The 24025-nt window shown below is 40.6% G+C and carries 26 protein-coding genes; 18 read left to right on the forward strand and 8 right to left on the reverse strand.

All coding sequences use genetic code 11. The features are described 5' to 3' along the window. The first annotated feature begins 136 nt into the window (after nt 1–136). The 3 genes from dtd (at nt 137) to TOL9009_RS0124165 (ending at nt 1676) form a co-directional block, all read left to right on the forward strand. Entirely contained in the window at nt 137–589 is a 453-nt protein-coding gene (dtd, locus tag TOL9009_RS0124155; protein WP_029635310.1) for a D-aminoacyl-tRNA deacylase, read from the forward strand. A 103-nt stretch (nt 590–692) separates the two neighbouring features. Beyond that, nucleotides 693–1034, forward strand: a complete 342-nt coding sequence (psb28, locus tag TOL9009_RS0124160; RefSeq protein ID WP_029635311.1) for a photosystem II reaction center protein Psb28 — start codon at nt 693–695, stop codon at nt 1032–1034. Nucleotides 1035–1175: 141 nt separating this feature from the next. Continuing rightward, on the forward strand, nt 1176–1676 hold the full coding sequence (locus tag TOL9009_RS0124165; RefSeq protein ID WP_029635312.1) for a MogA/MoaB family molybdenum cofactor biosynthesis protein: 501 nt from the start codon (nt 1176–1178) through the stop codon (nt 1674–1676). 117 nt (nt 1677–1793) lie between these two features. On the opposite strand, the gene mraY is transcribed toward TOL9009_RS0124165, so the two are convergent. The 3 genes from mraY to TOL9009_RS46135 all read right to left on the reverse strand — a co-directional run bounded on the left by mraY (nt 1794) and on the right by TOL9009_RS46135 (nt 3457). Next, entirely contained in the window at nt 1794–2897 is a 1104-nt protein-coding gene (gene mraY, locus TOL9009_RS0124170) for a phospho-N-acetylmuramoyl-pentapeptide-transferase (protein WP_029635314.1), read from the reverse strand. A gap of 76 nt (nt 2898–2973) precedes the next feature. Continuing rightward, on the reverse strand, nt 2974–3213 hold the full coding sequence (locus TOL9009_RS0124175; RefSeq protein ID WP_029635316.1) for a DUF3134 domain-containing protein: 240 nt from the start codon (nt 3211–3213) through the stop codon (nt 2974–2976). Nucleotides 3214–3277: 64 nt separating this feature from the next. After that, complete coding sequence (locus tag TOL9009_RS46135; protein WP_144238329.1) at nt 3278–3457, reverse strand: hypothetical protein; 180 nt, start codon at nt 3455–3457, stop codon at nt 3278–3280. Nucleotides 3458–3504: 47 nt separating this feature from the next. On the opposite strand from TOL9009_RS46135, the gene TOL9009_RS0124180 reads away from it, so the two are divergent. Both TOL9009_RS0124180 and TOL9009_RS0124185 read left to right on the forward strand, forming a co-directional pair. Then, complete coding sequence (locus TOL9009_RS0124180; RefSeq protein WP_029635318.1) at nt 3505–4089, forward strand: PAP/fibrillin family protein; 585 nt, start codon at nt 3505–3507, stop codon at nt 4087–4089. 281 nt (nt 4090–4370) lie between these two features. Then, nucleotides 4371–5519 (forward strand): extracellular solute-binding protein, encoded by a 1149-nt coding sequence (locus tag TOL9009_RS0124185; RefSeq protein ID WP_029635320.1) that lies wholly within the window; start codon nt 4371–4373, stop codon nt 5517–5519. Between the two features lie 15 nt (nt 5520–5534). On the opposite strand, the gene TOL9009_RS0124190 is transcribed toward TOL9009_RS0124185, so the two are convergent. Then, a complete protein-coding gene (locus TOL9009_RS0124190) occupies nt 5535–6056 on the reverse strand; it encodes a hypothetical protein (protein WP_051503015.1) in 522 nt (173 codons plus the stop codon). A gap of 167 nt (nt 6057–6223) precedes the next feature. Here TOL9009_RS0124190 and TOL9009_RS47705 point away from each other — a divergent pair, with 167 nt between their 5' ends. After that, nucleotides 6224–6367, forward strand: a complete 144-nt coding sequence (locus TOL9009_RS47705; RefSeq protein WP_186227640.1) for a hypothetical protein — start codon at nt 6224–6226, stop codon at nt 6365–6367. 300 nt (nt 6368–6667) lie between these two features. Beyond that, nucleotides 6668–8308: a sensor histidine kinase gene (locus TOL9009_RS0124195; RefSeq protein ID WP_398344914.1), complete on the forward strand. Its 1641-nt coding sequence runs from the start codon at nt 6668–6670 to the stop codon at nt 8306–8308. A gap of 50 nt (nt 8309–8358) precedes the next feature. On the opposite strand, the gene TOL9009_RS0124200 is transcribed toward TOL9009_RS0124195, so the two are convergent. Then, nucleotides 8359–9300, reverse strand: a complete 942-nt coding sequence (locus TOL9009_RS0124200; protein ID WP_029635326.1) for a tetratricopeptide repeat protein — start codon at nt 9298–9300, stop codon at nt 8359–8361. 218 nt (nt 9301–9518) lie between these two features. Here TOL9009_RS0124200 and TOL9009_RS0124205 point away from each other — a divergent pair, with 218 nt between their 5' ends. The 3 genes from TOL9009_RS0124205 (at nt 9519) to TOL9009_RS0124215 (ending at nt 12117) form a co-directional block, all read left to right on the forward strand. Then, a complete protein-coding gene (locus TOL9009_RS0124205) occupies nt 9519–10490 on the forward strand; it encodes a protochlorophyllide reductase (RefSeq protein WP_029635328.1) in 972 nt (323 codons plus the stop codon). Nucleotides 10491–10721: 231 nt separating this feature from the next. Further along, complete coding sequence (locus TOL9009_RS0124210; protein WP_051503016.1) at nt 10722–11180, forward strand: DUF29 domain-containing protein; 459 nt, start codon at nt 10722–10724, stop codon at nt 11178–11180. Nucleotides 11181–11373: 193 nt separating this feature from the next. Further along, the gene (locus TOL9009_RS0124215; protein ID WP_029635332.1) at nt 11374–12117 is read left to right on the forward strand and encodes a Uma2 family endonuclease; all 744 of its coding nucleotides are present in this window, start codon (nt 11374–11376) and stop codon (nt 12115–12117) included. Nucleotides 12118–12120: 3 nt separating this feature from the next. On the opposite strand, the gene TOL9009_RS0124220 is transcribed toward TOL9009_RS0124215, so the two are convergent. The 3 genes from TOL9009_RS0124220 to TOL9009_RS0124230 all read right to left on the reverse strand — a co-directional run bounded on the left by TOL9009_RS0124220 (nt 12121) and on the right by TOL9009_RS0124230 (nt 16935). Then, complete coding sequence (locus tag TOL9009_RS0124220; RefSeq protein ID WP_029635334.1) at nt 12121–13251, reverse strand: CO2 hydration protein; 1131 nt, start codon at nt 13249–13251, stop codon at nt 12121–12123. 186 nt (nt 13252–13437) lie between these two features. Next, nucleotides 13438–14934, reverse strand: a complete 1497-nt coding sequence (locus tag TOL9009_RS0124225) for an NADH-quinone oxidoreductase subunit M (protein ID WP_029635336.1) — start codon at nt 14932–14934, stop codon at nt 13438–13440. A 144-nt stretch (nt 14935–15078) separates the two neighbouring features. Next, the gene (locus TOL9009_RS0124230; RefSeq protein ID WP_029635338.1) at nt 15079–16935 is read right to left on the reverse strand and encodes an NAD(P)H-quinone oxidoreductase subunit F; all 1857 of its coding nucleotides are present in this window, start codon (nt 16933–16935) and stop codon (nt 15079–15081) included. A gap of 450 nt (nt 16936–17385) precedes the next feature. On the opposite strand from TOL9009_RS0124230, the gene TOL9009_RS48530 reads away from it, so the two are divergent. The 8 genes from TOL9009_RS48530 (at nt 17386) to TOL9009_RS0124270 (ending at nt 23852) form a co-directional block, all read left to right on the forward strand. Then, nucleotides 17386–17535, forward strand: a complete 150-nt coding sequence (locus TOL9009_RS48530; protein ID WP_221928654.1) for a hypothetical protein — start codon at nt 17386–17388, stop codon at nt 17533–17535. Beyond that, a complete protein-coding gene (locus TOL9009_RS0124240) occupies nt 17510–17818 on the forward strand; it encodes a carbon dioxide-concentrating mechanism protein CcmK (protein ID WP_029635340.1) in 309 nt (102 codons plus the stop codon). The genes TOL9009_RS48530 and TOL9009_RS0124240 overlap by 26 nt, the downstream gene beginning before the upstream one ends. 209 nt (nt 17819–18027) lie before the next feature. Further along, the gene (locus TOL9009_RS0124245) at nt 18028–18372 is read left to right on the forward strand and encodes a carbon dioxide-concentrating mechanism protein CcmK (RefSeq protein ID WP_029635342.1); all 345 of its coding nucleotides are present in this window, start codon (nt 18028–18030) and stop codon (nt 18370–18372) included. A 7-nt stretch (nt 18373–18379) separates the two neighbouring features. Beyond that, nucleotides 18380–18682 (forward strand): EutN/CcmL family microcompartment protein, encoded by a 303-nt coding sequence (locus TOL9009_RS0124250; RefSeq protein ID WP_029635344.1) that lies wholly within the window; start codon nt 18380–18382, stop codon nt 18680–18682. Between the two features lie 135 nt (nt 18683–18817). Then, a complete protein-coding gene (locus TOL9009_RS0124255; RefSeq protein WP_029635346.1) occupies nt 18818–20809 on the forward strand; it encodes a ribulose bisphosphate carboxylase small subunit in 1992 nt (663 codons plus the stop codon). Nucleotides 20810–21054: 245 nt separating this feature from the next. Then, nucleotides 21055–21735: an LbetaH domain-containing protein gene (locus tag TOL9009_RS0124260; RefSeq protein WP_029635348.1), complete on the forward strand. Its 681-nt coding sequence runs from the start codon at nt 21055–21057 to the stop codon at nt 21733–21735. 48 nt (nt 21736–21783) lie between these two features. Continuing rightward, on the forward strand, nt 21784–22548 hold the full coding sequence (locus TOL9009_RS0124265; RefSeq protein WP_029635350.1) for a BMC domain-containing protein: 765 nt from the start codon (nt 21784–21786) through the stop codon (nt 22546–22548). Nucleotides 22549–22913: 365 nt separating this feature from the next. Then, on the forward strand, nt 22914–23852 hold the full coding sequence (locus TOL9009_RS0124270) for a LysR family transcriptional regulator (protein ID WP_029635352.1): 939 nt from the start codon (nt 22914–22916) through the stop codon (nt 23850–23852). The last annotated feature ends 173 nt before the right edge of the window (nt 23853–24025 follow it).

Here is a 24025-nt window from a genome sequence, read left to right on the forward strand (position 1 = left end):
TAGTGGTAATTGAAGGTTGAAATTTAAACGCAAAGGGACGCTGAGGTAAGCGCAAAGGTACGCAGAGAATTAGCGATGAAATTACGGAACCCTATGCTGATCCAAAATAATATTTATATCTCAATTCTTAACTTTTATGCGGGTTATCATCCAGCGAGTTAAATCATCTCAAGTTGCTGTAAACGGTGAAATAATCGGCAAAATTGCGCGGGGGTTAAACTTGCTTGTAGGTATTGCCGATACTGATACCGATATTGAAGTTGACTGGATGGTGCGTAAGTGTTTGGATTTGCGGTTGTTTCCTGATGAAGAAGGGGAAGACAGATGGCAAAAATCGGTGCAAGAAATTAACGGTGAGTTGTTGGTAATTAGTCAATTTACGCTTTACGGGGATTGTCGCAAAGGTAGGCGTCCTTCTTTTGACCGTTCAGCCGCTCCAACATTAGCCCAAGATTTATATAATAACTTTGTTGCCAAGTTGCGAGAAAGTGGTTTGCGGGTAGAAACTGGTCAATTTGGCGCGATGATGCAAGTGTCGATTGAAAATGACGGTCCTGTGACTTTATTACTAGAGCGAGAAGGTATATAAGGGTTTATACGTAATTAAGAAATATAAGCAACGCTATAGTAAGCAGTTCTAAATGATGAGAGAATATTAAACTAACCATTACAAAAGTTTAAACTCTCTCATCATGGCTAAAATCCAGTTTTCCAGAGGTATTAATGAAGAAGTCATTCCAGAAGTGCGGTTAACGCGATCGGCTACTGGTGACAGTGGTACAGCAACGTTTATTTTCAAGAATCCTAAAGCTTTAGATCAAGGCGTTAGTGATGATATCACTGGTATGTATATGATTGACGAAGAGGGCGAAATCATCACTCGTGAAGTAAAAGCTAAATTTCTCAACGGCAAACCAGAAGGATTAGAAGCTGTCCACATAATGAAATCTAGCGAACAATGGGATCGCTTTATACGCTTTATGACGCGGTACGGTGAGGAAAATGGATTAGAATTAAATAAAGCTAAAGCTTAATCAAAATTGGGCATTGGGCAGCAGGAAGGGGAAAGGAGGAAAAGGAAAAACTTTTCTTCCTTTACCCTTTAACCTTTTCCCCTCATAAAATTTCCCCTTGTATCCCCTTTCCCCTTTTCAATTACCCATTAGCATTCATATATGCAACAACCTCATCCTGACTCACCAGAAATGTCAGTGACTTGTGCTGTTGTTACAGTTAGCGATACACGCACAAGTGAAACAGACAAAAGTGGACAGCTAATTCAGCAATTACTTTTGAATGCAAATCATGCTGTAGGAGCTTACACGATTATCAAGGATGAACCAGCACAGATTCAAGAGCAGCTTCAATTGTTGGGTAAGAAGGCTAATTTAGATGTAGTAATTTTCAATGGTGGTACGGGAATTGCACCGAGGGATACAACCTATGATGCTATTGAGAAATTACTTTCAAAAACCTTACCAGGATTTGGGGAGTTGTTTCGCTTTCTAAGTTATCAAGAAATTGGTTCGCGATCGCTTGCTTCTCGCGCTGTTGCTGGTATTTATCAAGATAAATTAATCTTCTCTGTTCCTGGTTCTAGTAATGCTGTGCGGTTGGCTATGTCCAAGTTAATTTTACCGGAACTGGTGCATTTAGTTAGCCAGATGCGGACTTGATATAACTCCTAACTCTTAGAGACGCGATATATCGCGTCTCTACAACTCCTTAAAAAAACAACCCCCTCTAGATAGTGGGGGATTGCGAGATTTTATAGAGTTATTTTTTTCAACGTATCAAAATTGAGCGATCGCCAAACTGATTACGGCTAACATTGCTGCAATAATATAGAAAACTGCAACTACTTGCTGTTCAGACCAACCAGTAAGTTCTAAGTGATGGTGTAAGGGTGCCATTTTGAAAAGCCGCTTACCTTTACCATCAGAACCTTTTGTAGCTTTGTAGTAACCAACTTGCGCCATTACTGAAAGGGTTTCGACGAAGAAGATACCACTAATAATAAATAAGGCTACCAGGCTATTAGTCATTAATCCTACAGCAGCGAGAGCGCCTCCCAGCGCTAGGGAACCAGTATCTCCCATAAAAACGCGAGCTGGGTTGCGATTATGAGCTAAAAAGCCCAGGCAGCTGCCACTGACAGCAGCACAGAAAACCATCAATGGAAGCGAGGTGGGGGCGATGATAACACCTAATGAGAAGATAGCGATCGCTACTGTTCCCGCTGCTAACCCATCAATTCCATCAGTTAAATTAGTCGCGTTACTTTCTGCTACTAAAACAAAACCAGCTAAGGGCCAGAATAGAAATCCTAGAGGTATTGAAAGACTAACAAAAGGCAAAGCGATATTCGTAATATTAGAAGGTTGATTAAACATTAGCCACAGACAAAACAATGCTGCAAAACCTACTTGCAAAGCCAGTTTCATATGAGGCGATATACCTTTATTAGACTTACGACGGAGAATTTGCCAATCGTCAATCCAGCCAATTAAACCGTAACTCAGTGTTAATGCGGAAACCGCGAGTACTTCTGTGGAAAAATTAGACCATATACAAGCAATAATCACCGCCACAGGCACAAAGAAAATGCCCCCCATTGTTGGTGTGCCTGCCTTTTTCAAATGCGCTTGCGGACCATCCTCGCGGATGATTTGCCCTGCTTTGAGTGCTTGCAGCCACGGTATCACCCAAAAACCGACCGTACCCGACAATAGCGCAGACAACAATAGTGGCAGGGTTAGCGACATACCCTGCCAAGGCAACCGATTGCCTATCCAATCTAAACTTAGTGCTGCAACACTTAGTCCTACACCCAATAAAGAGACTAGACTGATGCCAGAAATGTTTAACCCTTGGTCAGGAGATAATTTAGCGTCCACGGATATTTCCCTTCACTCCACACTTACATTCATTAAATTATGGGGACTATGCCACTCAGCCCCCTACCGACAGAAATTAATCGTCTTCTACGGGGGTATCGTCGTCATCTTCGATATCATAATCAATTCCGCCATCTTCTACACCCATCAAAGCTTCGACATCATCTTCACCAGATGAAAAATCTGTTTCTTGAACTTCACGCGCTATCAGACGATTACTTGACTGCAACCAGTCCAAGAGTGACGACTCTTGCTTTAATGGAATTACGGCGGCTCGTTGGTTGCGGGGTTCTTCACGTAATGGAGAATTCAACATATCGACGAAGGCACGAAAAGGCTACAGTGACTAGACATTAAGAGTCTATCACTTGATATAGGCGTTATGTATTTTTATCATTCAACTCTTTCATAGAAAAATCCGTCAAAAAATATTTATTTAATAGTGGCAAACGATCGCACAACTCTTTCATAGAAAAATCCGTGAAAAAATATTTATTTAATAGCCAGAAGCGATCGCCACGAACTTGCGGATTCTCAATTAATGTTATGCCTTTATACATAGAACTTAATCTCTAGTTAATACTGATATCTTTTGAGGTAATGACACATGATCGCAAAGGCGGATTTAATTAATGCAATTGCTTCTACAAATCGGGGAATTTTGGCAACTGAATTAGAAAAACAGGCTATTTTAGCGGCGATCGCTAATTTAGAAGACTTAAACCCTACACTTCGTCCGGTTGAAGCTGCTCATTTACTGAATGGCAATTGGCGACTGCTATACACCACAAGCATTGGGCTATTAAACCTTGATCGGATACCCTTGTCTAAAGTTGGTCAAATTTATCAGTGTATTCGCGTAGAAACTAACAGCGTTTACAATATAGCCGAAGTTTATGGCTTACCATTACTCGAAGGTTTAGTGAGCGTGGCTGCTAAATTTGAACCACTTTCCGAGCGTCGCGTCAAAGTAAAATTTGAGCGGTCTATTATCGGCTTGAAAAACTTAATAGGCTACAGTAATCCAGAAACTTTTATCCAACAAATTGAAGCTGGTAAAAAATTCACTGCAATTGATTTTCCTATTAAAAGCGGTGAACAGCAAGGTTGGCTAGATATCACCTATCTAGATAACGATCTGCGTATTGGTAGAGGTAATGAGGGTAGTGTGTTTGTCTTAACCAAAGCATAAATTGTTCCTGAAAGAGTATTTGCGATTGAACTTAAGCGATTGTAGGTACTTTGTCAAGAGGGGAGTGGGGAATTTTAAGAGGGGAAAAGGTTAAAGGGGAAAGGGTAAAGGTATGGAAATAAAGAGTTATTTAAATCACTGATCGTATTTTTTCCCCCTTTCCCCTTTCCCCTTTGCCCTTTCCCCCTCTTCCGGTAAGTCTAATATAGATATAATTCCAAATCACGCTACTTCGATGCCAGTTGCACGTAAGTGGCTCCAAAATCTAAAATTCAAAATTGATGGATAGACGGTCTTTTATACTGGGTACAGGCGCACTAGCATCGCAACTGCTTGTTGGGTGTGCTGGCAACAATCAGACGAAATTAAACGTGCAGCTATTGAAAGGCTCTATCCCCGGACAGGTGGTAAATCAATTTAGCAAGAGTTTACAGCAAAAAGCACAATTAAAGTTTGTCCCAGTAGGACAATTGCAGGATTTATTCGATCAATTGGAAACTTGGCAGGGGAAAACCAAACGTACTGATGGTAAGGGATGGCTTCCCTCCTTCTCCTTGCCGCAATTCCAAAAAACCGCTGTAGCCGATTTGGTAACGTTGGCAGATTATACACTAAAAGAGGCAATTGAGCAAAAACTGATTCAACCATTGGAAGAATCGCAGTTAAAGCAGTGGTCTGCTTTGCCGAAACGCTGGCAACAATTGGTGAGACGTAATGACCAAGGTAACTTGGATGCTCAAGGAAAAATTTGGGCTGCACCTTACCGCTGGGGTAGTACGCTGATTGTTTATCGTCGCGATAAATTTAAAGAATTGGGTTGGACACCGAAAGATTGGGATGATTTGTTTAGAAGTGACTTGCGCGATCGCATTTCTCTGCTCGATCAACCACGAGAAGTTATTGGTATAGTTTTGAAGAAGTTAGGAAAATCCTACAACACAGAAAATCTTGATCAAGTGCCTTCGTTGGAAAAGGAATTACGAACCTTAAACCAACAGGTGAAGTTTTACGCTTCTAATAAGTATCTCGAACCCTTAATTATTGGGGATACTTGGTTAGCAGTTGCTTGGTCAAGCGACGTCTTGCGGATGCTAATACGTTATCCAGAACTTGCGGCAATTATCCCCCAGTCCGGAACGGCAATGTGGTCAGATTTATGGGTACGTCCAGTTGGGGCAAAAAGTCCTTTATTATCTGAGTTTATTGATTTTTGTTGGACTCCTAACATTGCCAAGGAAATCTCTTTGCTGACTAAAACTAATTCGCCAATTTCTACCGACATTGCGACATCTGACATCCAGAAACCATTACGCAATCTTTTAGTGAGTAATTCACAATTTTTCGATAAAAATGAATATTTACTGCCTTTAACCGAATCAACGGAAAAGCAGTATCGAGATTTGTTTGCCAGAATCAAAAATGAAGCATAAGAACAAGCTATTTTTCTATGAAGAGCGCCGTAACCCTAGCTTATTTTGATTATTGAAATCTATCCTACATAAAGTTGGACTTGTATTAAAGTTACAAGTATAAGTTGCTAAACGTTCTTGTTGATAGTTGAAAACCCGGATATTGTAACCGTAATTCTTGGCAAGGCTGCCGACACGATTCACGAAATTGTATCGTTCTAAATAGTCTAAAATACTCCAATATTGCTGGTTGACAATAACATCGACTCGTGCAGGTTGTGTCCCTTCTGCTGGATATGCTATCCAGTTATCTAGCAACTTGTTCTCAGAGTTTTCTTTTGCCCACCATAAACTAGGAATAGTCAATTGCCCTTGGTTAATGGTGTTAGCTGTAATTACACCTTTTGGATTGTCCAATAATTCTAGTTCTAAAGGAGCGTCAGATGCTTCAGTTTGTGCTGTTGATGGTTGAATTGATAAAAGGGAAATGGTAGTGAGGCTAATGCCTAAGAGTAGTGTAAGTAATGACTTTTGAGCACCCGTTTTATGTTTACGCATAACTTCTACTGTGTTCGATTTAGGATTAATCCTCGAAGGAGTATGGCTAATAGGTCAATACAGTTGGTGTTATTGTCTACTTATTAAAGACAGAGCTTTTAATACCAATGTTTCCCATTTTAAGCATATAACTAACGCAATCAAAACAATTTTTATATTTTTTACCAATGGAAGGATCTCCCGTGCGATCGCTCTACATCTTTGATACAGCATATCGAATACAGGTAACAGACTATTCTGTGCTACGTCTCTACAAGAAGAGGGGTTTTATATATGTACTTCATTTACCTGAATCTTTGATAAGTTCGTAGTAAGGGCTTTAGCCCTTAAATTGAGCGATAAATCGCTCACTACGAACTTAATAAGAATTATTGAAACTCCTTGGTGGGGCTAAATTGTGCTGCGTGATTGTCACTACTGTAAGAGTGTCTGCCATTCGTAGTAAACGTTTTAACGCTTAGTACAAACTTTATTTATGCCTTCTAATGTAAATGAATGTTGTAAATAAAGAAAAGTGGTGTTAAAAATTTTCTTAATTAGGGAATACTAGAAGTAAGGATCTAAAACTGCTTGGATGAGCAGTGAAATTAGACTATATTTAAAATAACACTATGAAAATGCGTCTACTTTCTAAGCTAAAATTTGTTCCATCTCAACTAATAGCTGTAACAGTAGCACTAACACTACTCTTGTTTATTTGTCAAAATTGGCTGAATTGGCAAGCGTATTATAATTTCGATAGTATTATTCAAAACGAATTTAAACTCCAAAAACTGAGCGATCAAATTACTTATTTCGATGAAGTCTTAACTATGTCTGCTCGGATGAACGCAGCAACAGGGAATGTTGCTTGGGAGCAACGCTATCGTCAATTTGAACCTCAACTTGATGCTGCAATCAAAGAATCTATTAAACTAGCTCCTAATGCATATAAAAACGATAATACTAAAAAAATTGATGCAGCTAATAAAAGTTTGGTATCAATGGAATACCAATCTTTTAACTTAGTTAGAAACAAACAAAAGGACGCAGCGCAGCTTTTATTATCCAGCCGCAGTTATGAGATGCAAAAACAGATTTATGCTGATGGTGTTACTCAAAGAAACCATAATATTTCACTTTCTTTACAGCAGAAAATTACTAAATACCGCCAAAGAATGTTTTGGGCATTTCTAGTTTCTATGATAAGTTTATTCATTCTGATTCCTACATGGCTTTTAGTATTAAATTTACTGCAAAAATATCTGACAGCTAAAAAAATATCTCAGGCTGCTTTAGAAGAAGCTAATTCTAATTTAGAAATACAAGTTGCGACAAGAACAGAAAAATTAAATCAAAAAAATATCCAATTACAACGGACACTACAAGAGTTACAACAGACTCAAGTACAGCTAATTCAAAGTGAAAAGATGTCATCGTTGGGTCAACTAGTTGCTGGTGTTGCTCATGAAATCAACAATCCAATTAATTTCATTTCCGGCAATTTAATACACTTTAAACAATATACTCAGCAATTATTAACTTTAATTAATCTATATCAGCAACAAGGTTTTTCTCACCCCAAAATAGATAAGTTTATTGATGAAATAGATTTCAATTTTATTATAGAAGATGTATCAAAAATTATAGCCTCAATGGAAGTTGGTGCTAACCGCATCCGTAAAATTGTGCTAAATTTACGGAACTTTTCACGTCTTGATGAAGCAGAAATTAAATCTGTTGATATCCATGAAGGGATTAATAGTACATTATTAATTTTGCAGCATCATCTTAAAGGAAAGCATCCTCAACAAGAAATTATAATTATAAAAAATTATGGTCATTTGCCTTTTATCGAATGTTATGCGGGAGGACTAAACCAGGTATTTATGAATATCCTTATTAACGCTATTGATGCTTTACGAGAACAAGAAAGAGAATATTTAAAAGGAGTAGTTAACAATTACAGGAATTCTATTACTATCCATACTAAAATGAAAGACAAAAAATATGTAATTATTAGTATACAAGATAGTGGAATAGGAATAACGGAAGAAATCAAAAATAGAATTTTTGACTTCTTTTTTACTACTAAGCCAGTAGGCAAAGGTACTGGCTTAGGATTATCTATTAGTTATCAGATTATAGTAGATAAGCATAGAGGAAAAATTAAGTGTATCTCTGCACCTGGTGAAGGTACAGAATTTGTAATTGAGATTCCTATCAAACAAAGCAATCTTCTTGAGCAACCCAAGCAGCCAGAATCATCTTGAAAGCTCATCTTTGAATGCGGAGAGGATGCAGGAAACTAAAATTGCGATCGCTATTGGGCACCGTCGTAATTTGGTTGTTGGATTAAAGCCTGAAAGCGTCCATCGTCACGGATTTTGTCAAAATCTGAGTGAGTTTGGATTGTGTGCAAATATTGTTCTGGACAGATAATAATTGCTTGTTGTAAGTTTTCAATTGCGCTTTCGATATTATTTTGTAACGCATAACAGCGAGCTTTGTTGTACCAGACTATGTGATCGTTGGGTTGCAATTCAATGGCACGATTGTAACTAGCGATCGCTTCAGAGTAACGTTGTAATTTTTCCCAAGTTATGCCTCGGTTTAACCAAGCTTTATAATAATCTGGTTGAATTGCTAAAACGCGGTCAAAGCTGACAATTGCTTTTTCATAACGTCCCCAGTTACTCAAACTTGCACCTCGGTTATGCCAAGCCATGACGTTGTTGGGGTCGAATTCAATAGCGCGATCGTAGCTGTTAACAGCTTCTTCATAGCGTTCTAATTGTTTGAGGGCATTACCTTGATTGTTCCATGCCCAATAAGCATCTGGTTGCAAGTTTATAGTGCGCTCAAAGCTGATAATTGCCTTTTCATAATGTCCCAAGTCGCACAAGGTAATACCGCGATTGTGCCAAATAGTGGGGGAATTGAAGTTGAATTCAAGAGCGCGGTCAAAGCTGTTGAGAGCTTCATTGTGACGTTCTACTTTCCCCAGAGCAATAGCGCGGTTGTGCCAAACCCAGCAAGCATCTGGGCGTAATTCTAACGTTAAGTCAAAACAAGCGATCGCATCCATGTGGTGTCCCAAGCAACCTAAGGCAAAACCTTTTTGCGATAAGGCTTCCGGATAATCTGACTTACATCTAAGCGCTTTGTCGAAATTGGCGATCGCCTCTTCAAACTTTTCTGCTTTGTTTTGGCGCAATCCTTGCTGAAAATATAATTCCGCTTCTAGGTTGAGGATTATTTTCATAGACCTGGCATCTCCCCTTGGTATGATATTTATTGTCCAGATTCCCAAAAGGATAGCATAAGTAGAAAAAAATGTTTGTAAAAGCACTTAGCAAATAGCCAAAAACGCATAGTTGCGGCATTTCCAGATGTAAAGACGTTCCGGTGGAACGTCTCTACTAGTGTTACAAATGTGAGATCCTGAAGATAGTTAAGGACGGTCAAGGGAGTCTAAAGAGAATGCAACAATATGGGCAGTCAACGGTTGTAATTACCGGTGCATCCTCAGGAGTCGGTTTGCAAGCTGCAAGAGCGCTTGCCCAAACTGGAAAATGGCATGTGGTGATGGCATGTCGGGATATCCCGAAGACAGAAAAAGCTGCCAAAACTGTAGGAATGTCGCAAGACAGCTACACAATCATGCATCTCGACTTAGCTAGCTTAGAAAGTGTGCGACAGTTTGTGAAAAACTTCCGAGAAAGCGGCAAATCTCTGGATGCTTTGGTATGCAATGCTGCTGTATATATGCCTTTATTAAAAGAGCCATTGTACAGCGAAGACGGCTATGAGTTGAGCGTTGCGACAAATCATCTTGGACATTTTCTTTTATGTAATTTGATGCTTGAGGATTTGAAAAAATCTTCAGCTTCGCAACCAAGATTAATTATTTTGGGAACTGTGACAGCAAATCCGAAGGAATTGGGAGGCAAAATTCCGATTCCAGCACCTCCAGATTTAGGAGAACTCCAAGGCTTTGAAGCAGGTTTTAAAGCGCCGATTTCCATGATTAACGGCAAGAAGTTTAAATCAGGCAAAGCTTACAAAGATAGCAAACTTTGCAATGTTTTGACTATGCGAGAGTTGCATCGGCGTTATCACGAGTCAACTAATATTGTTTTCAGTTCTCTGTATCCTGGATGTGTAGCAACTACGGCTTTATTTCGCAATCACTATCCGCTATTTCAGAAAATCTTTCCACTCTTCCAGAAGAATATTACTGGGGGATTTGTCTCTGAAGAGTTGGCAGGCGATCGCGTTGCCGAAGTTGTCGCCAATCCCGAATATAATAAATCCGGGATGTATTGGAGTTGGGGAAATCGACAGAAAGAAGGGCGTAAATCTTTTGTGCAAGAGGTTTCTAACGAAGCTAGTGATGATAACAAAGCTAAAAAGCTGTGGGATTTGAGCGCCAAGTTAGTTGGAATTGCATAATATACAGTTGGCAATGGGTAATGCAGAAAATTATTACCTGTTAACAACCTTTTCCACCCCATTTTTACATCAGAAAGTTACAGCAGATTGTGCTTTAATCGAATGTACGTAGAGACGTAGCAGTGCTACGTCTCTACAAGGAGAGGGGTTTTATATATTTTGATTTACCTGAAATCTGCTGTATTACAAGTATGTGATAGAATTGGTATAACAAGCATACAGGCAATTAAAATGCCTAATCTCTACGAAACAGACTTCTACGCCTGGACGCTAGAACAAGCTGAGTTATTACGCCACAAAAACTGGAGCAAAATTGACTTGCCAAATTTGCTTGAGGAAATAGAATCATTGGGGAAACAACAACGCCAGGAATTGAGAAATCGTCTGAGCGTGTTATTAGGGCATTTACTAAAATGGGAGTATCAACCAGAACGGCGTAGTCGTAGCTGGTTAGCAACTATTCGCTTACAGCGACGTGAAACTATGAAATTATTAGTAGATAATCCTAGTCTAAAATCTTACCTGCCAGATGCTTTACAGTCAGCTTATGAAAACGGTAGGGATTTAGCAATGGGAGAAACTAATTTATCCTTGAAAACCTTTCCCTCAGAATGTAATTATAGCTTTGAGCAAATCATCGATAATGAGTTTTATCCAGGTGAACCAAGTTTGAATGTTGAGGAATTCTAACTCGATTTTGACTTGACAGATAAGACACTCTTTAGTGGAAATTAATATGTGCTACCCAGATGCTCAACAGACGTAGCAATGCTAAGTCTCTACATCTTTTCCAGTAAAGAGTGTCTATAGAAGCGCGATCGCACTCCTTTGCCTTTTCATTGCTAAACTAAAAAACAACCCTTACTCCTGCAAAGGTAGTCTTATGACCTCTGCAACCGATCCATCCACTGCCCTTACTCCTTTCCCCGACCATACGCAGCTACCAGAGTCTAATGGTACTTTCGTGAAAAATTGGCAAGAGCATCCCCAAAGCATCTTACTGACTGACTCGATTACACCCGTCCTCAAACAATTACATCCTGATGCTCAATATTGTATTGGTCAGGACTTAGGTATTTACTGGCGCTTGACAGACCCCCCAGAGAAAGGCGCAGAAGCACCAGATTGGTTCTATGTCCCGAATGTACCCCCCTTGCTGGATGGGATAACGCGCCGCTCTTATGTGTTATGGCGAGAATTTATCGCCCCATTGATTGTCTTAGAATTTGTCTCTGGTAATGGAAATGAAGAAAGAGACAAAACCCCTTGGACGGGTAAATTTTGGATTTATGAGCAGGTCATTCGTCCTCCTTTCTATGTTATTTACGAAGTCAAGAAAGCTAGTGTAGAAGTATATGAATTCATTGGCGGACAGTATCAGTTATTAGCAGCAAATGAACGAGGACATTATCTTATCGCACCTTTAGGAGTTGAGCTAGGCATATGGATGGGAGAATATCAGAATGCAGAATTACCCTGGTTACGCTGGTGGGATTTGCAAGGTAATTTGTTGTTAAGTGGTGAGGAAAGAGCTGAACAGGAATCCCAACGGGCTGAACAGGAAAGACAAAGAGCCGATCGCCTAACTGCTCAATTGCGATCGCTTGGCATTGAACCGGAAGCCTAACAACTACTGATTAACATTCAACAAGCGCGAATTTTGTAGCCGATCCATCCACTTTCCTAAATACACTTGATTAGCATTTTGCTCATCTGGATTTTGGCTATCCAAAGGATGAGGCATTAATCCTAAAATCGTTGCTGTAGTCACACAAAACATCGATTTTTGGAAACTTATGCAAATTTGTACCCGCAAATCATCTTCACCTCTGCGACTGCGACGATAAATTTCGTGCAAATACTCTGGCAGATAGTGCCGCATATCCTGCATTAACAAGGTGGGAGGTATACCCGCACCACCAATGGGTAAAGGATCGGCATACAAAGCACCATATTGAAATCGTGCTTGATCTGCCGGAATTTGATAAGCTTGAGCATTATATGAAACTGTCCCCTGAAAAGGTGTTCCTCGAAAGAATACAGCTTCAACATAAGGAATTGCCGTATCTGCAAGAAAGGTTAAACCAACGCTTTGGGGTATAATTTCATAAACTTTATCCCGCACTTTCACAGAGTAGGTAATTGGCTTATTTGCATTTGCGACCAACTCCCCTTTAATATGATCGACAACTTGGGGAATCGATTTGATTTTGCCTTGGTCATAAAGGTCTGATAAATTGAGAAACATATCAGCCATGACTCGCCAAAATTGACCCAAACCAGTATAATAACAACTTACGCGCAACTGTTCTGTTAAGAAGTCAGGAAATAGTTGGTTAACTCCCATCATCAAGGGATTATTTTGAAATTTGGCATTAATAACAACTTTGGCTCGTTCTTCAAATTCTGCTGAATTTAAATATTCATCTAACCCTCCCCCACCATGCCAAAGCATAGCTCTCATACAATATTCAGCATATTCAAAGTTGATTCTGTCATGCCACCAATGACGTAATAATTTATTTAAAGTAACTTCCCCATTCATGTATTTAAAAAAGGGAAAAAATATTAAAAATTGATTTTCGGCAATGTAGATGAGATTTTTGGAGTAAGCATCTAAAACTACGCCATAACTTTTGAGAATGCCAACTACTTCTAATACGTTTTCGGGATTGTCTGGAAGTAATGCTTCTCCAAAAAGGAGAAGTTCAATATATTTAGAAAGTGGGTGGTTGGCAAGCTTGTTTGTAAGAGTTACCATTGCTGTTAGTTGTTGGTTGTTGGTTGATGGTTGATGGTTGATGGTTGATGGTTGATGGTTGTTGGTTTTTGGTTGATGGTTGTTGGGTGATAGTTGTTAATTAAATTTCCGACTAGCCACTAACTACTAGCGACTAATCACCATCCATTAACCACTAACCACCATCCACTAACAATTATCCATTTCTCAATTACCTTTGATTTTGTCTGGAGATATTGCAACTACGTTTTGAGCATTAACCATTGCGGTGATGGTTGGTTCAGTCCAGCGGACTAACCAAGCAGGTTGAATACCCAAAATCACAATTAAGATTGCTAATATTACAGATGGAAGGCGATCGCTCCAATATACACGAGGCAAATTCATCACTTGCACAGATAAGCGTCCAAAAAAGGCGCGGTCTAGCAAAAGTAAGAAGTATACTGCGGTTAAGCCTGTACCAATCATTGATAGCAAGGTTTGCACCGGAAAAACGGGGAAACTGCCACGAAAGATGATAAACTCAGAAATAAATCCGACCATTCCCGGTATACCTGCGCTAGCCATTACCCCTAGAAGCATCAAGCTACCAATTACAGGCATTCCTCGTTCTGGGTTGAAGAGTCCAGAGAGTACGTCTAAATCCCGACTTCCGGCTTTTTTATACACAACTCCCACCAGCAAAAACAGCAGTGCAGAAATTAAGCCGTGGCTGACCATTTGCATGACTGTTCCCAATACGCTTAAAGGTGTAGCGGCAGCAGCAGCTAGCAGTACGTAGCCCATGTGACCAATGGAACTGTATGCTACCATTTTTTTCATGTCTTTTTGGGCGATCGCACAGGATGCACCATACAGCACACTCACTACTGCCCAAGTTGCCAACCAAGGAGCCAAATAACTCCAAGCTTCTGGTAACAAGTTCATCCCAAACCGTAGTAAACCGTAAGTTCCCAACTTCAATAATACACCAGCTAACAATACAGATATCGGTGTAGAAGCTTCGACGTGAGCATCTGGCAACCAAGTATGGAAAGGAACTAAAGGAATTTTAATCCCAAAACCTACCAAAATCCCCGCTAGCAATAAAATTTGTATTCCCAACGGTAGCGCTTTCGCATTCAAGGTTGCCAAAGCAAAACTAGGTGCATGACTCAACCAAACCAAACCCAGGAAACTTGCTAAAATCAAAATTCCCGATAAAGCAGTATAAATTAAGAATTTTGTCGCTGCATAACCGCGTCGTTGTCCACCCCAAATTGCTATTAGCAAATATAGGGGAATCAATTCTAATTCGTAAAACAGGAAAAATAGCAGTAAATCCTGTGCTAAAAAGGCTCCAGTTACCCCAGCATTTAACAGTAGTAGCAAAGAGTAATAAAACCGAGGACGCTGCAAAGATTCATCGCTGCTGTAAATGGCAATACAAGTCAAAAGTCCATTCAACAGCAATAAGGGCATAGACAAACCGTCTATTCCGAGGTTATAATTCAAGCCTAAAACATCTACCCAAGGGATGATCTCTGCAAACTGTTGCGTCACTTGTGCGGGATTAAACTGAATAGCTAGTACAATTGTCCACAAGAAAGCGATCGCACTAAAAACTAAAGCCATCCCACGGGAAATTTTCCCATTCATGGCTATGGGCAAAAACCCAATTAAAGCCGCACCTAACAACGGCAGCAAAATTAAAGCACTGAGCATAGACACAAATTAGTTAAGGGGAAAGGGGGAAAGGGCATTGGGCATCGGGCATTGGGAAAGGGGAAAGGGGAATAAAAAGAAGTTTCAGAATTTCCATGCCCCATGCCCATTGCCCCATGCCCCATAAATTTTGACTATTGACTCTTAAAACGGCAATTTGTCTAATAGACCTAATGACCAGCTAATAAAAAACCCTAGCACGCTGACGACTGCAAGGATAGTTAACATATATCCTTGCGATTGACCGGAAATGCTGTATTTTAAAGTTTGTCCGCTAAAAATTGTGGCGATGCCGACTAGGTTAACTAAACCATCAACTATGTAGCGATCGCTCCAAGAGGAAATCCTCGAAAGTAGCGCTACTGCACCTACTACCGTCAATCGGTAAACTCGGTCAATATAAAAGTCATAACCCAATAAATCTTGTACAAATCTCCAAGCGAGTACTGTTGATCTTGACCAACCTTTGTGGAGATAAATTGTACATCCTGTACCGACCCCAGCTAAGGTGGATGAAAATAATAGCAATACTACATACCAGTTGACACTTTCCCAAGTTGGTAGGAGATACCATTGCTGTAGCATGACAGGCACTAACAGCGTGAGTATTATTAAGGATACCATTGGAAATGCCATTGTCCAACCGACTTCTGGGGTGCGACGGGTCTTTTGTTGCGCCTCACCCCAAAACACCAATCGAAAGACTCGTGTCAAATTTAATGCCGTTAAGCCGTTAACTAATAACAATACACCAATCACCCAAGGGCTAATCGCCACAAAGCCATCAGCCCATGACAGCATTGCCCAAAAACTACCTAATGGCAATAGCGATACCAATCCTGCGGAACCGACGATGTAAGCTGTAGTGGTTGCCGGCATCCGCGACCACAAACCACCCATTTCTGTCAAGTCTTGGGTTTGGGTGGTGAATATGACTGAACCCGAACTCATGAATAATAGTGCTTTAGCGATCGCATGAGTCAACAGCAACATTAAGCCTACACCTCCTTGCTGCAAACCTACCGCCAAAAATACTAATCCCATGTAGGCACTGGTCGAATGGGATAATGCTCGTTTAATATCTGTTTGGGCAAGGGACACTAAGCTTGCACCTATTGCTGTAACTGTACCCATAATTATCAAAGCATTTAAAGCAACTGGCGAGAGCGCTAAAATTGGCTGAAATTTAAATAGTAAATACGCACCACCAGCTACTACCAATGAGTTCCGCATTACTGAAGCTGGGTTGGGACCTTCCATCGCTTCGTCTAACCACAAATGCAAGGGAAATTGAGCGCATTTACCAGCCGGTCCTGCTATCAATGCTAAACCCAGTAAAGTTGATGTTAACGGATTTAAGTTTGCTGTTTGCGCCCATTCATATAAATTGGAAAAGTTCAAACTACCTGCCATTGTGGAAAGCGTCACTACTGCCATCAACAGCAATAAATCTCCTACCCGTTTGGTGAGAAAGGCATCTCGCGCTGCTGTCACTACCAAAGGTTGAGCATACCAAAACCCTACCAACAAGTAAGTGGAAAGGGTTAAGACTTCTAACAAAGTATAGCTGACAAACAACGAGTCACTGATGGCTAAACCACTCAACGCTGCTTCAAAAAATCCCATCATGGCAAAGAAACGAGCTAGAGCCCAGTCTTTTTCCATGTAACCTAAGGCATAAATCTGTGCTAACAGACTTAATCCCGTGATTAAAAATGATGTCCCAATACTTATTGGTGAAATGTCTAAGGCAAAGGATAAGTCCAAATCTGCTACTTTTAACCAGGCGATGGTAAAAGTTTCTGGTTCTCTATTCCAGATATCTATAAATACAAATAGAGTGTGGACAAAAGCGAATACAGTCGTCAATATGTTTAAATATGCTGCTGGTCTTGGTCCTGTACGCTTAATTATTCCCATTGCCCACGGCAAAGTTAAAATTGCGCCTATTAAGCCATAAAGAGGCACACACCAACTTGTTGAGAAGAGAAACTGATTCATTTAAATTTCCTTTAACGAATTATTATTCCTGATTTTTTTCATTCAATGTTTTTATTTTCAATATAATATCCTTTATTTATCTTCCTAAAATTATCTTATTTAATAATCAAATCTAATTATTTTCATTTATTTCTCTATCCTTTATTTTTTATTTCATATCGCCTATTTATATAGTATATTAAATAATTTTATCTATTTTTCTTGTCGTACTTTTATATACAGCAAAATTGCACCAAAGACAGCCGTAGCAAAAGCTTTAGTCTGCTTGTCATTCTCATGGACTTGGAATAGCAGTCTTTATTAACTTAGATTGAACAAATGTAATTAAAAAATTATAAAACACAAGTGGTTGCTCTAGCAATCTGTGTAATTTGATTGCTGAGATCGCTACATAAATTTATATTAAGAATTTTAAAACTATCTTATCATAAACTATTATAGGAACTTATATTGCCAGAAAAGCAAAGCTTTTCTATGCTTAATAAGGGAAATGCTTTTACAGCTCAAACTGAGTATTCCCGTAAATATTTTCCGATTACAGTACTAATTGCATTAATTTTTGAGGAATTCTGGGATGCCAATAGCAGTTGGGATGATTGAAACAAAAGGCTTTCCGGCGCTAGTAGAAGCTGCCGACGCGATGGTAAAAGCCGCTCGTGTCACCTTGGTAGGCTATGAGAAAATCGGTAGCGCTCGCGTCACCGTAATTGTAAGAGGAGATGTGTCTGAAGTACAAGCTTCGGTTGCAGCTGGGGTTGAAGCAGCCAGAAGAGTAAATGGTGGTGAAGTGTTATCAACTCACATCATTGCTCGTCCCCACGAGAACCTAGAATATGTATTGCCGATTCGATACACCGAGGCTGTAGAACAGTTTCGCACTTAAAAGCTAGAAGGCAGCTATGGTGAAGTCAGAGGGCAGAAGTCGCAAGGCAGAAATGCTTATAAAAACTACTTTTTTGTCTGTTTATGACTGTGTAATTATTTTTCTAGCGCTGCACTAGTTAAAGAGGCATCATGCATCTATTGACGAATTGTCAGCCTAGTACCTGTTTGTGTTCATTGAAGTGAAACTTAATTAAGGATTAAAAAAAGATGTCAATTGCAGTAGGAATGGTAGAAACGCTAGGTTTTCCAGCAGTAGTGGAAGCTGCTGACGCAATGGTGAAAGCTGCCCGCGTCACCCTAGTAGGCTATGAGAAAATCGGTAGTGGTCGCGTTACCGTAATTGTTCGGGGAGATGTTTCAGAAGTGCAAGCTTCAGTAGGAGCGGGAGTTGAATCAGTCAAGCGAGTTAATGGGGGACAAGTTCTGTCTACTCACATCATTGCTCGTCCACACGAGAACTTAGAATATGTCCTACCAATTCGTTATACAGAAGATGTAGAGCAATTCCGGGAGGATGTTAACGCGATTCGTCCTTTCAACAGAAGACCGTAAGAGCGTAATGCAAATTGCCAAGGTTCGCGGCACAGTAGTTAGTACACAAAAAGATCCAAGTCTTAGAGGACTCAAACTACTGTTGTTGCAGTTAATAAATGAAGAAGGGCAAATTTTGCCAGAATATGAGGTGGCAGCTGATAGTGTCGGTGCTGGATTTGATGAGTGGGTGCTTATCAGTCGTGGCAATGCCGCTCGTCAAGTTCTCGGCAATGAACAGCGTCCCGTCGATGCAGCTGTAGTGGCGATAATTGATACAGTTTACGTTGAAGATCGCCTTATATATAGCAAAAAAGATCAGTATCGGTAGTCAAGAGTCAAGAGTCGTAGAGACGTTCCACTGGAACGTCTGTACAAGGGTCAAAAGTCAATATTTTTGACTTTTGAACTATTGACTATGGACTTTTGACTTTTGACAAAAAGCTTAAGCTAGGAGGAATCTAGAATGGCAGTCCGCAACGTAGCGGCTCCCCCAACCCCGTGGTCAAGAAATTTGGCAGAGCCAAATATCGATCCAACAGCGTATATCCATCCATTTTCTGACGTTATTGGGGACGTGCGGATTGGTGCGAATGTAATCGTCGCTCCGGGAACTACAATTAGAGCTGATGAAGGTACGCCTTTTCATATCAGTGAGAACACCAATCTTCAAGATGGTGTTGTGATTCACGGGTTAGAGCAAGGCAGAGTAATTGGTGATGATGACAATTCTTACTCGGTATGGATTGGCAAAAATGCTTCCATTACCCACATGTGTTTAATTCATGGACCTGCATACGTAGGGGATGAGTGCTTTATTGGTTTTCGCTCCACGGTGTTTAACGCCAGGGTAGGAAATGGTTGCATCGTTATGATGCACGCTTTGATTCAAGATGTAGAAATTCCACCTGGAAAATATGTCCCTTCGGGAGCGATAATTACTAACCAGCAGCAAGCCGATCGCTTACCAGATGTGCAAGTTCAGGACAAGGAATTTTCTCATCATGTAGTAGGTATAAATCAAGCACTGAGATCGGGTTATCTCTGTGCTGCTGATAACAAATGTATTAGAAACATTCGGAATGAAATGACTAGTTCATATAAAACCAACGGCAGTAATAGCTACACTGGCAACGGATCTGTATCGAGTTCTAACTTGAGTTCTGAGACGGTGCAACAAGTGCGGCATCTTTTAGAACAAGGGTATAACATTGGTACGGAACACGTAGATGCGCGGCGGTTCCGTACTGGTTCGTGGGCTAGCTGTAGTCCGATCGCCACTAATTCTACCAGTGAAGCGATCGCTGCCTTAGAAGGCTGTCTAGCTGAACACAGTGGTGAGTTTGTCCGACTATTTGGTATTGACCCCAAAGGCAAACGCCGCGTATTAGAAACTATCATCCAAAGACCAGATGGTGTTGTTCAAAATGGTGGAACACTTAAATTAGGTGTAAAAAGTGCTACTACTTCTGGTGGTAGTAGCTATAGTGGGAGTTCTACTTCATTGAGTGGTGAAGCGATCGAGCAAGTACGCCAGCTTTTAAATGGTGGCTACAAAATTGGCATGGAACACGTAGATGCGCGGCGGTTTCGTACCGGTTCTTGGCAAAGTTGCACTCCCATTGCCTCAAGTAATGAAAGAGAAGTAATTTCCGCTTTAGAAGCTTGTCTAGCTGAACACACCGGCGAATACGTCCGGTTAGTGGGAATTGAACCAAAAGCCAGAAAGCGGGTTTTGGAAAGCATCATCCAAAGACCAGATGGCAATGTAACTCAAGGCTTGGGTAATAAGTTTGTCGCAAGTAGCAGTAGCTCAACCAGCACTTCCACTAAGGCAAACAGCCGGTTAAGTTCAGAGGTGGTATCTCAACTGCGGCAACTAATCAATCAAGGTAGCAAAATCAGCGCCGAACACGTAGACAAGCGCCGATTCCGGACTGGTTCTTGGTCTAGCTGCGGTCAAATTCAGGGTAATTCTGAAAGAGAAGCGATCGCCGCTTTGGAAGGATACCTTACAGAATACCAAGGGGAATATGTACGCTTAATTGGCATTGAACCAAAAGCGAAAAAACGAGTTTTAGAAAGCATTATCCAAAGACCGGATGACAGTGTAGCACAGCCTAGCGGTAGCGATAACCAGACGGTGGCAACTAGCTCAAGTAGCACTTCTAAAACATCAAATACAGCGACCAGCAGTCGGTTAAGCTCAGAAGTGATAGACCAACTGCGGCAGTTGATGGCTCAAGGTAGCAAAATCAGCGCCGAACACGTAGACAAGCGCCGATTCCGCACCGGTTCTTGGTCTAGCTGTGGTCAAATTCAGGGTAATTCTGACAGAGAAGCGATCGCCGCTTTGGAAGGATACCTTAAAGAATACGAAGGGGAATATGTACGCTTAATTGGCATTAATCCCAAAGACAAGCGTCGGGTATTAGAAACAGTAATTCAACGCCCGTAATAAAACAGACAAGGGGACAAGGGGACTTTTTGAAGAGGGGAAAGGGGGAAAGGGGAAAGGGGAAAGGGTAAGAAAATGCTTTTAAGCGTGTTTAAATAACTCTTCTTACAAACGTCAACGGGACGGAAACCGACCCCGCTGAGGAAAGCGCTTTATTTCCATACCTTTACCTTTTCCCCTCATTAAATTCCCCCCACTCCCCTACTCCTCCACTCCCCACTCCGGCTTCTAAGGTTACAATTTTTATGCCTGTGCCGCCACTGCGCCTAGATACCAACTTTGATTCTTATATTAGTGGCGAGGTGATTGTTCATCCGAGTGCGGTAATCGCACCAGGAGTGATACTCCAAGCGGCTACAAACAGCAAAATCGTCATCGGTCCTGGTGTCTGTATTGGCATGGGGTCAATTCTTCAAGTCAATACAGGAATAATAGAAATAGAAGCAGGAGTAAGCCTGGGAGCCGGTTTTTTAATGGTTGGTGCAGGTAGAATAGGAGTAAATGCTTGCATTGGTTCAGCAACAACAGTTTTTAACTGTTCAGTGGAGCCAGGGCAAGTAGTTGCACCCGGTTCAGTTTTGGGAGACACCACTGTGCGTCCTGCCTTAACTTCACCAACTGAGATTGGCACAAAAGAATTAAAACCATCCACAACTAAACCTGCTTCTGTTAATTTAGAGTCTCAAAATGGGACTGGGAAAGATAAAAATAATTCCGAAAGTCAGATTCCTTCACCGATAAATTCGGGGGAAACAGAGTCAAATTCTCAAGAGCATCCCAATCAAGACTCAGAAACTTCTTCCACTGACCCGAATATTTTCGGTACACAAATTTATGGGCAAGGGAGTATACAAAGGCTATTGATCACATTGTTTCCAAATAGGCAATCATTAAGTGAACCGAAGTCTGACGATCGCTCTGAGTAAGTGTTAATTGTAAGTTGTCAGAATACGCGATTATTTAGGAAGACTCATATGGAAACATATAATCAACGTGCTAGCACCAGCCAACCCCGTCGTCGAGATAATTTTCAAGACACCGCGTTGGGTTTAGTATCAACCCTCAGCTTTCCAGCAATAGTGGGGACGGCAGATATGATGCTGAAATCGGCTGGAGTGTACTTAGTTGGGTATGAAAAAATCGGTGGCGGTCACTGTACTGCGATCGTTCGAGGTAACATCGCTGATGTGCGTCTTGCCGTAGAAGCAGGTGTGCAAACCGCTGAACAATTTGGACAACTGGTTTCTAGCTTAGTGATTGCTCGACCTTTCCCCAATTTAGATATAGTGCTTCCCATCTCTAATCGTATGAGTCAATTTACTGGAGACGGCTACAGTCGTTTGAGTAACAGAGCGATCGGTTTAGTAGAAACACGGGGTTTTCCGGCAATGGTGGGAGCTGCTGATGCCATGTTGAAAGCTGCTAATGTTGACTTAGCCGCATACGAAAAAATTGGTGGGGGTTTGTGTACAGCGATTATTCGCGGCAGTGTGGCAAACGTTGCGGTGGCAGTGGAAGCTGGGATGTTTGAAGCAGAACGGATTGGTGAGTTAAACGCTGTGATGGTGATTCCTCGACCACTGGATGAATTAGAGCAAACCTTGCCAGTTGCAAGTTGCTGGATAGAAGAACGTGAACCTTTAAGATTGCCAGTGAATATCAAGGAACAAGTTGCCGAAATAGAAATGGTCGGCTTGCCGGATTTAGCTAAACTCCCTGTAAAAATTGTGGAAGAATAGTTAGTGGTTATTAGTAAATATTACGAAGCAGCAAACAAGAACTAACAAATAATAATAAATGCCTCAAGTTGAAAAAAACGTTGTACACACCGATGGTGATGATGTTAATAGAACATAAATTAATAACCCTCGCAACATACCTTTAAGGTGTGCAACGTTGACTGAAAGGCATCTTACGCTTTGCTTGTTATTTTGATAATAACTTCTAACTTACATAAATAGAATACAAATATTGTGATAGCAATAATAGATAATAATCTATATACTATCGTTGATAGCTTTTAGGGGTGTGACACTCTATCATTTGTGAGTGTTACGTGATACTAAATTTATATCGACAAATTGCTATTACAGGAGAATTACCCTTGAACCAAGCGACGCTGCACCAGTTGAAGGTATTCGAGGCTGCGGCACGGCATGGTAGCTTTACTCGTGCCGCAGAAGAACTTTTTCTCACTCAACCGACTGTCTCCATGCAAATCAAGCAACTGACAAAATCGGTGGGTTTGCCATTATTTGAGCAAGTAGGTAAGCGCTTATTTCTAACAGAAGCGGGAAGAGAATTATTTGCAACTTGCCGCCAAATTTTCGAGACAATAGCCCAATTTGAAATGAAAGTTGCAAATTTAAAAGGGCTAAAACAAGGACAATTACGTTTAGCAGCAATTACAACAGCAAAATATTTTGTACCGCGTTTGTTAGGTCCATTTTGCCAACTTTATCCTGGCATAGATATATCTTTGCAAGTAACTAATCACGAAGGTATTTTAGAACGGATGATCAACAATCTGGACGACTTGTATATCATGAGTCAAGTGCCAGATCATCTTGATGTAAATTTCCAGGCGTTTTTAGATAACCCTTTGGTAGTTTTTGCATCAGAAAATCATCCTCTGGCTAAGGAAAAGAATATTCCTATACAACGTCTTAGTAATGAACCTTTTATTATGCGAGAACCAGGTTCGGGAACGCGACGTGCTGTGCAAAGTCTTTTTGAGGAACATGACATCAAGGTGAAAGTCAAGCTGGAATTGGGAAGTAATGAAGCGATTAAGCAAGCGATCGCTGGTGGTTTAGGTATTTCTGTTTTATCTCGCCATACCTTAATGCCAAATACACCAGAAATAACCATTTTGGATGTAGAACACTTTCCCATTAAGCGAAGTTGGTACATAGTTTACCCCAATGGCAAACAGTTATCTATCGTTGCTCGTACTTATTTTGAGTATTTATTAGACGCAGCTAATAAGATGGTACAAAACAGCGTTTCTCCCGTTTATAGCAGTGTTGAAGGAGGTAATTAAGTTGACTAAAACATAAAATATCAAATAGACATGTTTGATTTTTGAACAAAATTAGGTATTTGTAGGGTGTGTTAGCGCTTCTCGTAATGCACCAAACCCTTAATAAGGGTGCCATACTTTCGTCGCTAACGCACCTACGTATATTTTCAAAAATAAAATATTAGTTCTATATG

The sequence above is a fragment of the [Scytonema hofmanni] UTEX 2349 genome (assembly GCF_000582685.1).
GTDB classification, from domain to species: Bacteria; Cyanobacteriota; Cyanobacteriia; order Cyanobacteriales; family Nostocaceae; genus Hassallia; species Hassallia hofmanni.

Excerpts from the sequence above, each read along its gene's own strand:
- TOL9009_RS0124240 (WP_029635340.1), top strand. The coding sequence starts at position 17,510 with ATGCCAATAGCAGTTGGGATGATTGAAACAAAAGGCTTTCCGGCGCTA.
- TOL9009_RS0124220 (WP_029635334.1), bottom strand. The coding sequence starts at position 13,251 with ATGGTAACTCTTACAAACAAGCTTGCCAACCACCCACTTTCTAAATAT.
- TOL9009_RS0124265 (WP_029635350.1), top strand. The coding sequence starts at position 21,784 with ATGGAAACATATAATCAACGTGCTAGCACCAGCCAACCCCGTCGTCGA.
- TOL9009_RS0124195 (WP_398344914.1), top strand. The coding sequence starts at position 6,668 with ATGAAAATGCGTCTACTTTCTAAGCTAAAATTTGTTCCATCTCAACTA.
- TOL9009_RS0124230 (WP_029635338.1), bottom strand. The coding sequence starts at position 16,935 with ATGAATCAGTTTCTCTTCTCAACAAGTTGGTGTGTGCCTCTTTATGGC.
- TOL9009_RS0124250 (WP_029635344.1), top strand. The coding sequence starts at position 18,380 with ATGCAAATTGCCAAGGTTCGCGGCACAGTAGTTAGTACACAAAAAGAT.
- TOL9009_RS0124180 (WP_029635318.1), top strand. The coding sequence starts at position 3,505 with ATGATCGCAAAGGCGGATTTAATTAATGCAATTGCTTCTACAAATCGG.
- TOL9009_RS0124200 (WP_029635326.1), bottom strand. The coding sequence starts at position 9,300 with ATGAAAATAATCCTCAACCTAGAAGCGGAATTATATTTTCAGCAAGGA.
- TOL9009_RS0124185 (WP_029635320.1), top strand. The coding sequence starts at position 4,371 with ATGGATAGACGGTCTTTTATACTGGGTACAGGCGCACTAGCATCGCAA.
- TOL9009_RS0124205 (WP_029635328.1), top strand. The coding sequence starts at position 9,519 with ATGCAACAATATGGGCAGTCAACGGTTGTAATTACCGGTGCATCCTCA.
- TOL9009_RS0124190 (WP_051503015.1), bottom strand. The coding sequence starts at position 6,056 with ATGCGTAAACATAAAACGGGTGCTCAAAAGTCATTACTTACACTACTC.
- TOL9009_RS0124165 (WP_029635312.1), top strand. The coding sequence starts at position 1,176 with ATGCAACAACCTCATCCTGACTCACCAGAAATGTCAGTGACTTGTGCT.
- TOL9009_RS0124215 (WP_029635332.1), top strand. The coding sequence starts at position 11,374 with ATGACCTCTGCAACCGATCCATCCACTGCCCTTACTCCTTTCCCCGAC.
- TOL9009_RS0124245 (WP_029635342.1), top strand. The coding sequence starts at position 18,028 with ATGTCAATTGCAGTAGGAATGGTAGAAACGCTAGGTTTTCCAGCAGTA.
- TOL9009_RS0124260 (WP_029635348.1), top strand. The coding sequence starts at position 21,055 with ATGCCTGTGCCGCCACTGCGCCTAGATACCAACTTTGATTCTTATATT.
- TOL9009_RS0124225 (WP_029635336.1), bottom strand. The coding sequence starts at position 14,934 with ATGCTCAGTGCTTTAATTTTGCTGCCGTTGTTAGGTGCGGCTTTAATT.
- TOL9009_RS0124255 (WP_029635346.1), top strand. The coding sequence starts at position 18,818 with ATGGCAGTCCGCAACGTAGCGGCTCCCCCAACCCCGTGGTCAAGAAAT.
- TOL9009_RS0124210 (WP_051503016.1), top strand. The coding sequence starts at position 10,722 with ATGCCTAATCTCTACGAAACAGACTTCTACGCCTGGACGCTAGAACAA.
- psb28 (WP_029635311.1), top strand. The coding sequence starts at position 693 with ATGGCTAAAATCCAGTTTTCCAGAGGTATTAATGAAGAAGTCATTCCA.
- dtd (WP_029635310.1), top strand. The coding sequence starts at position 137 with ATGCGGGTTATCATCCAGCGAGTTAAATCATCTCAAGTTGCTGTAAAC.
- TOL9009_RS47705 (WP_186227640.1), top strand. The coding sequence starts at position 6,224 with ATGGAAGGATCTCCCGTGCGATCGCTCTACATCTTTGATACAGCATAT.
- TOL9009_RS46135 (WP_144238329.1), bottom strand. The coding sequence starts at position 3,457 with ATGTATAAAGGCATAACATTAATTGAGAATCCGCAAGTTCGTGGCGAT.
- TOL9009_RS0124175 (WP_029635316.1), bottom strand. The coding sequence starts at position 3,213 with ATGTTGAATTCTCCATTACGTGAAGAACCCCGCAACCAACGAGCCGCC.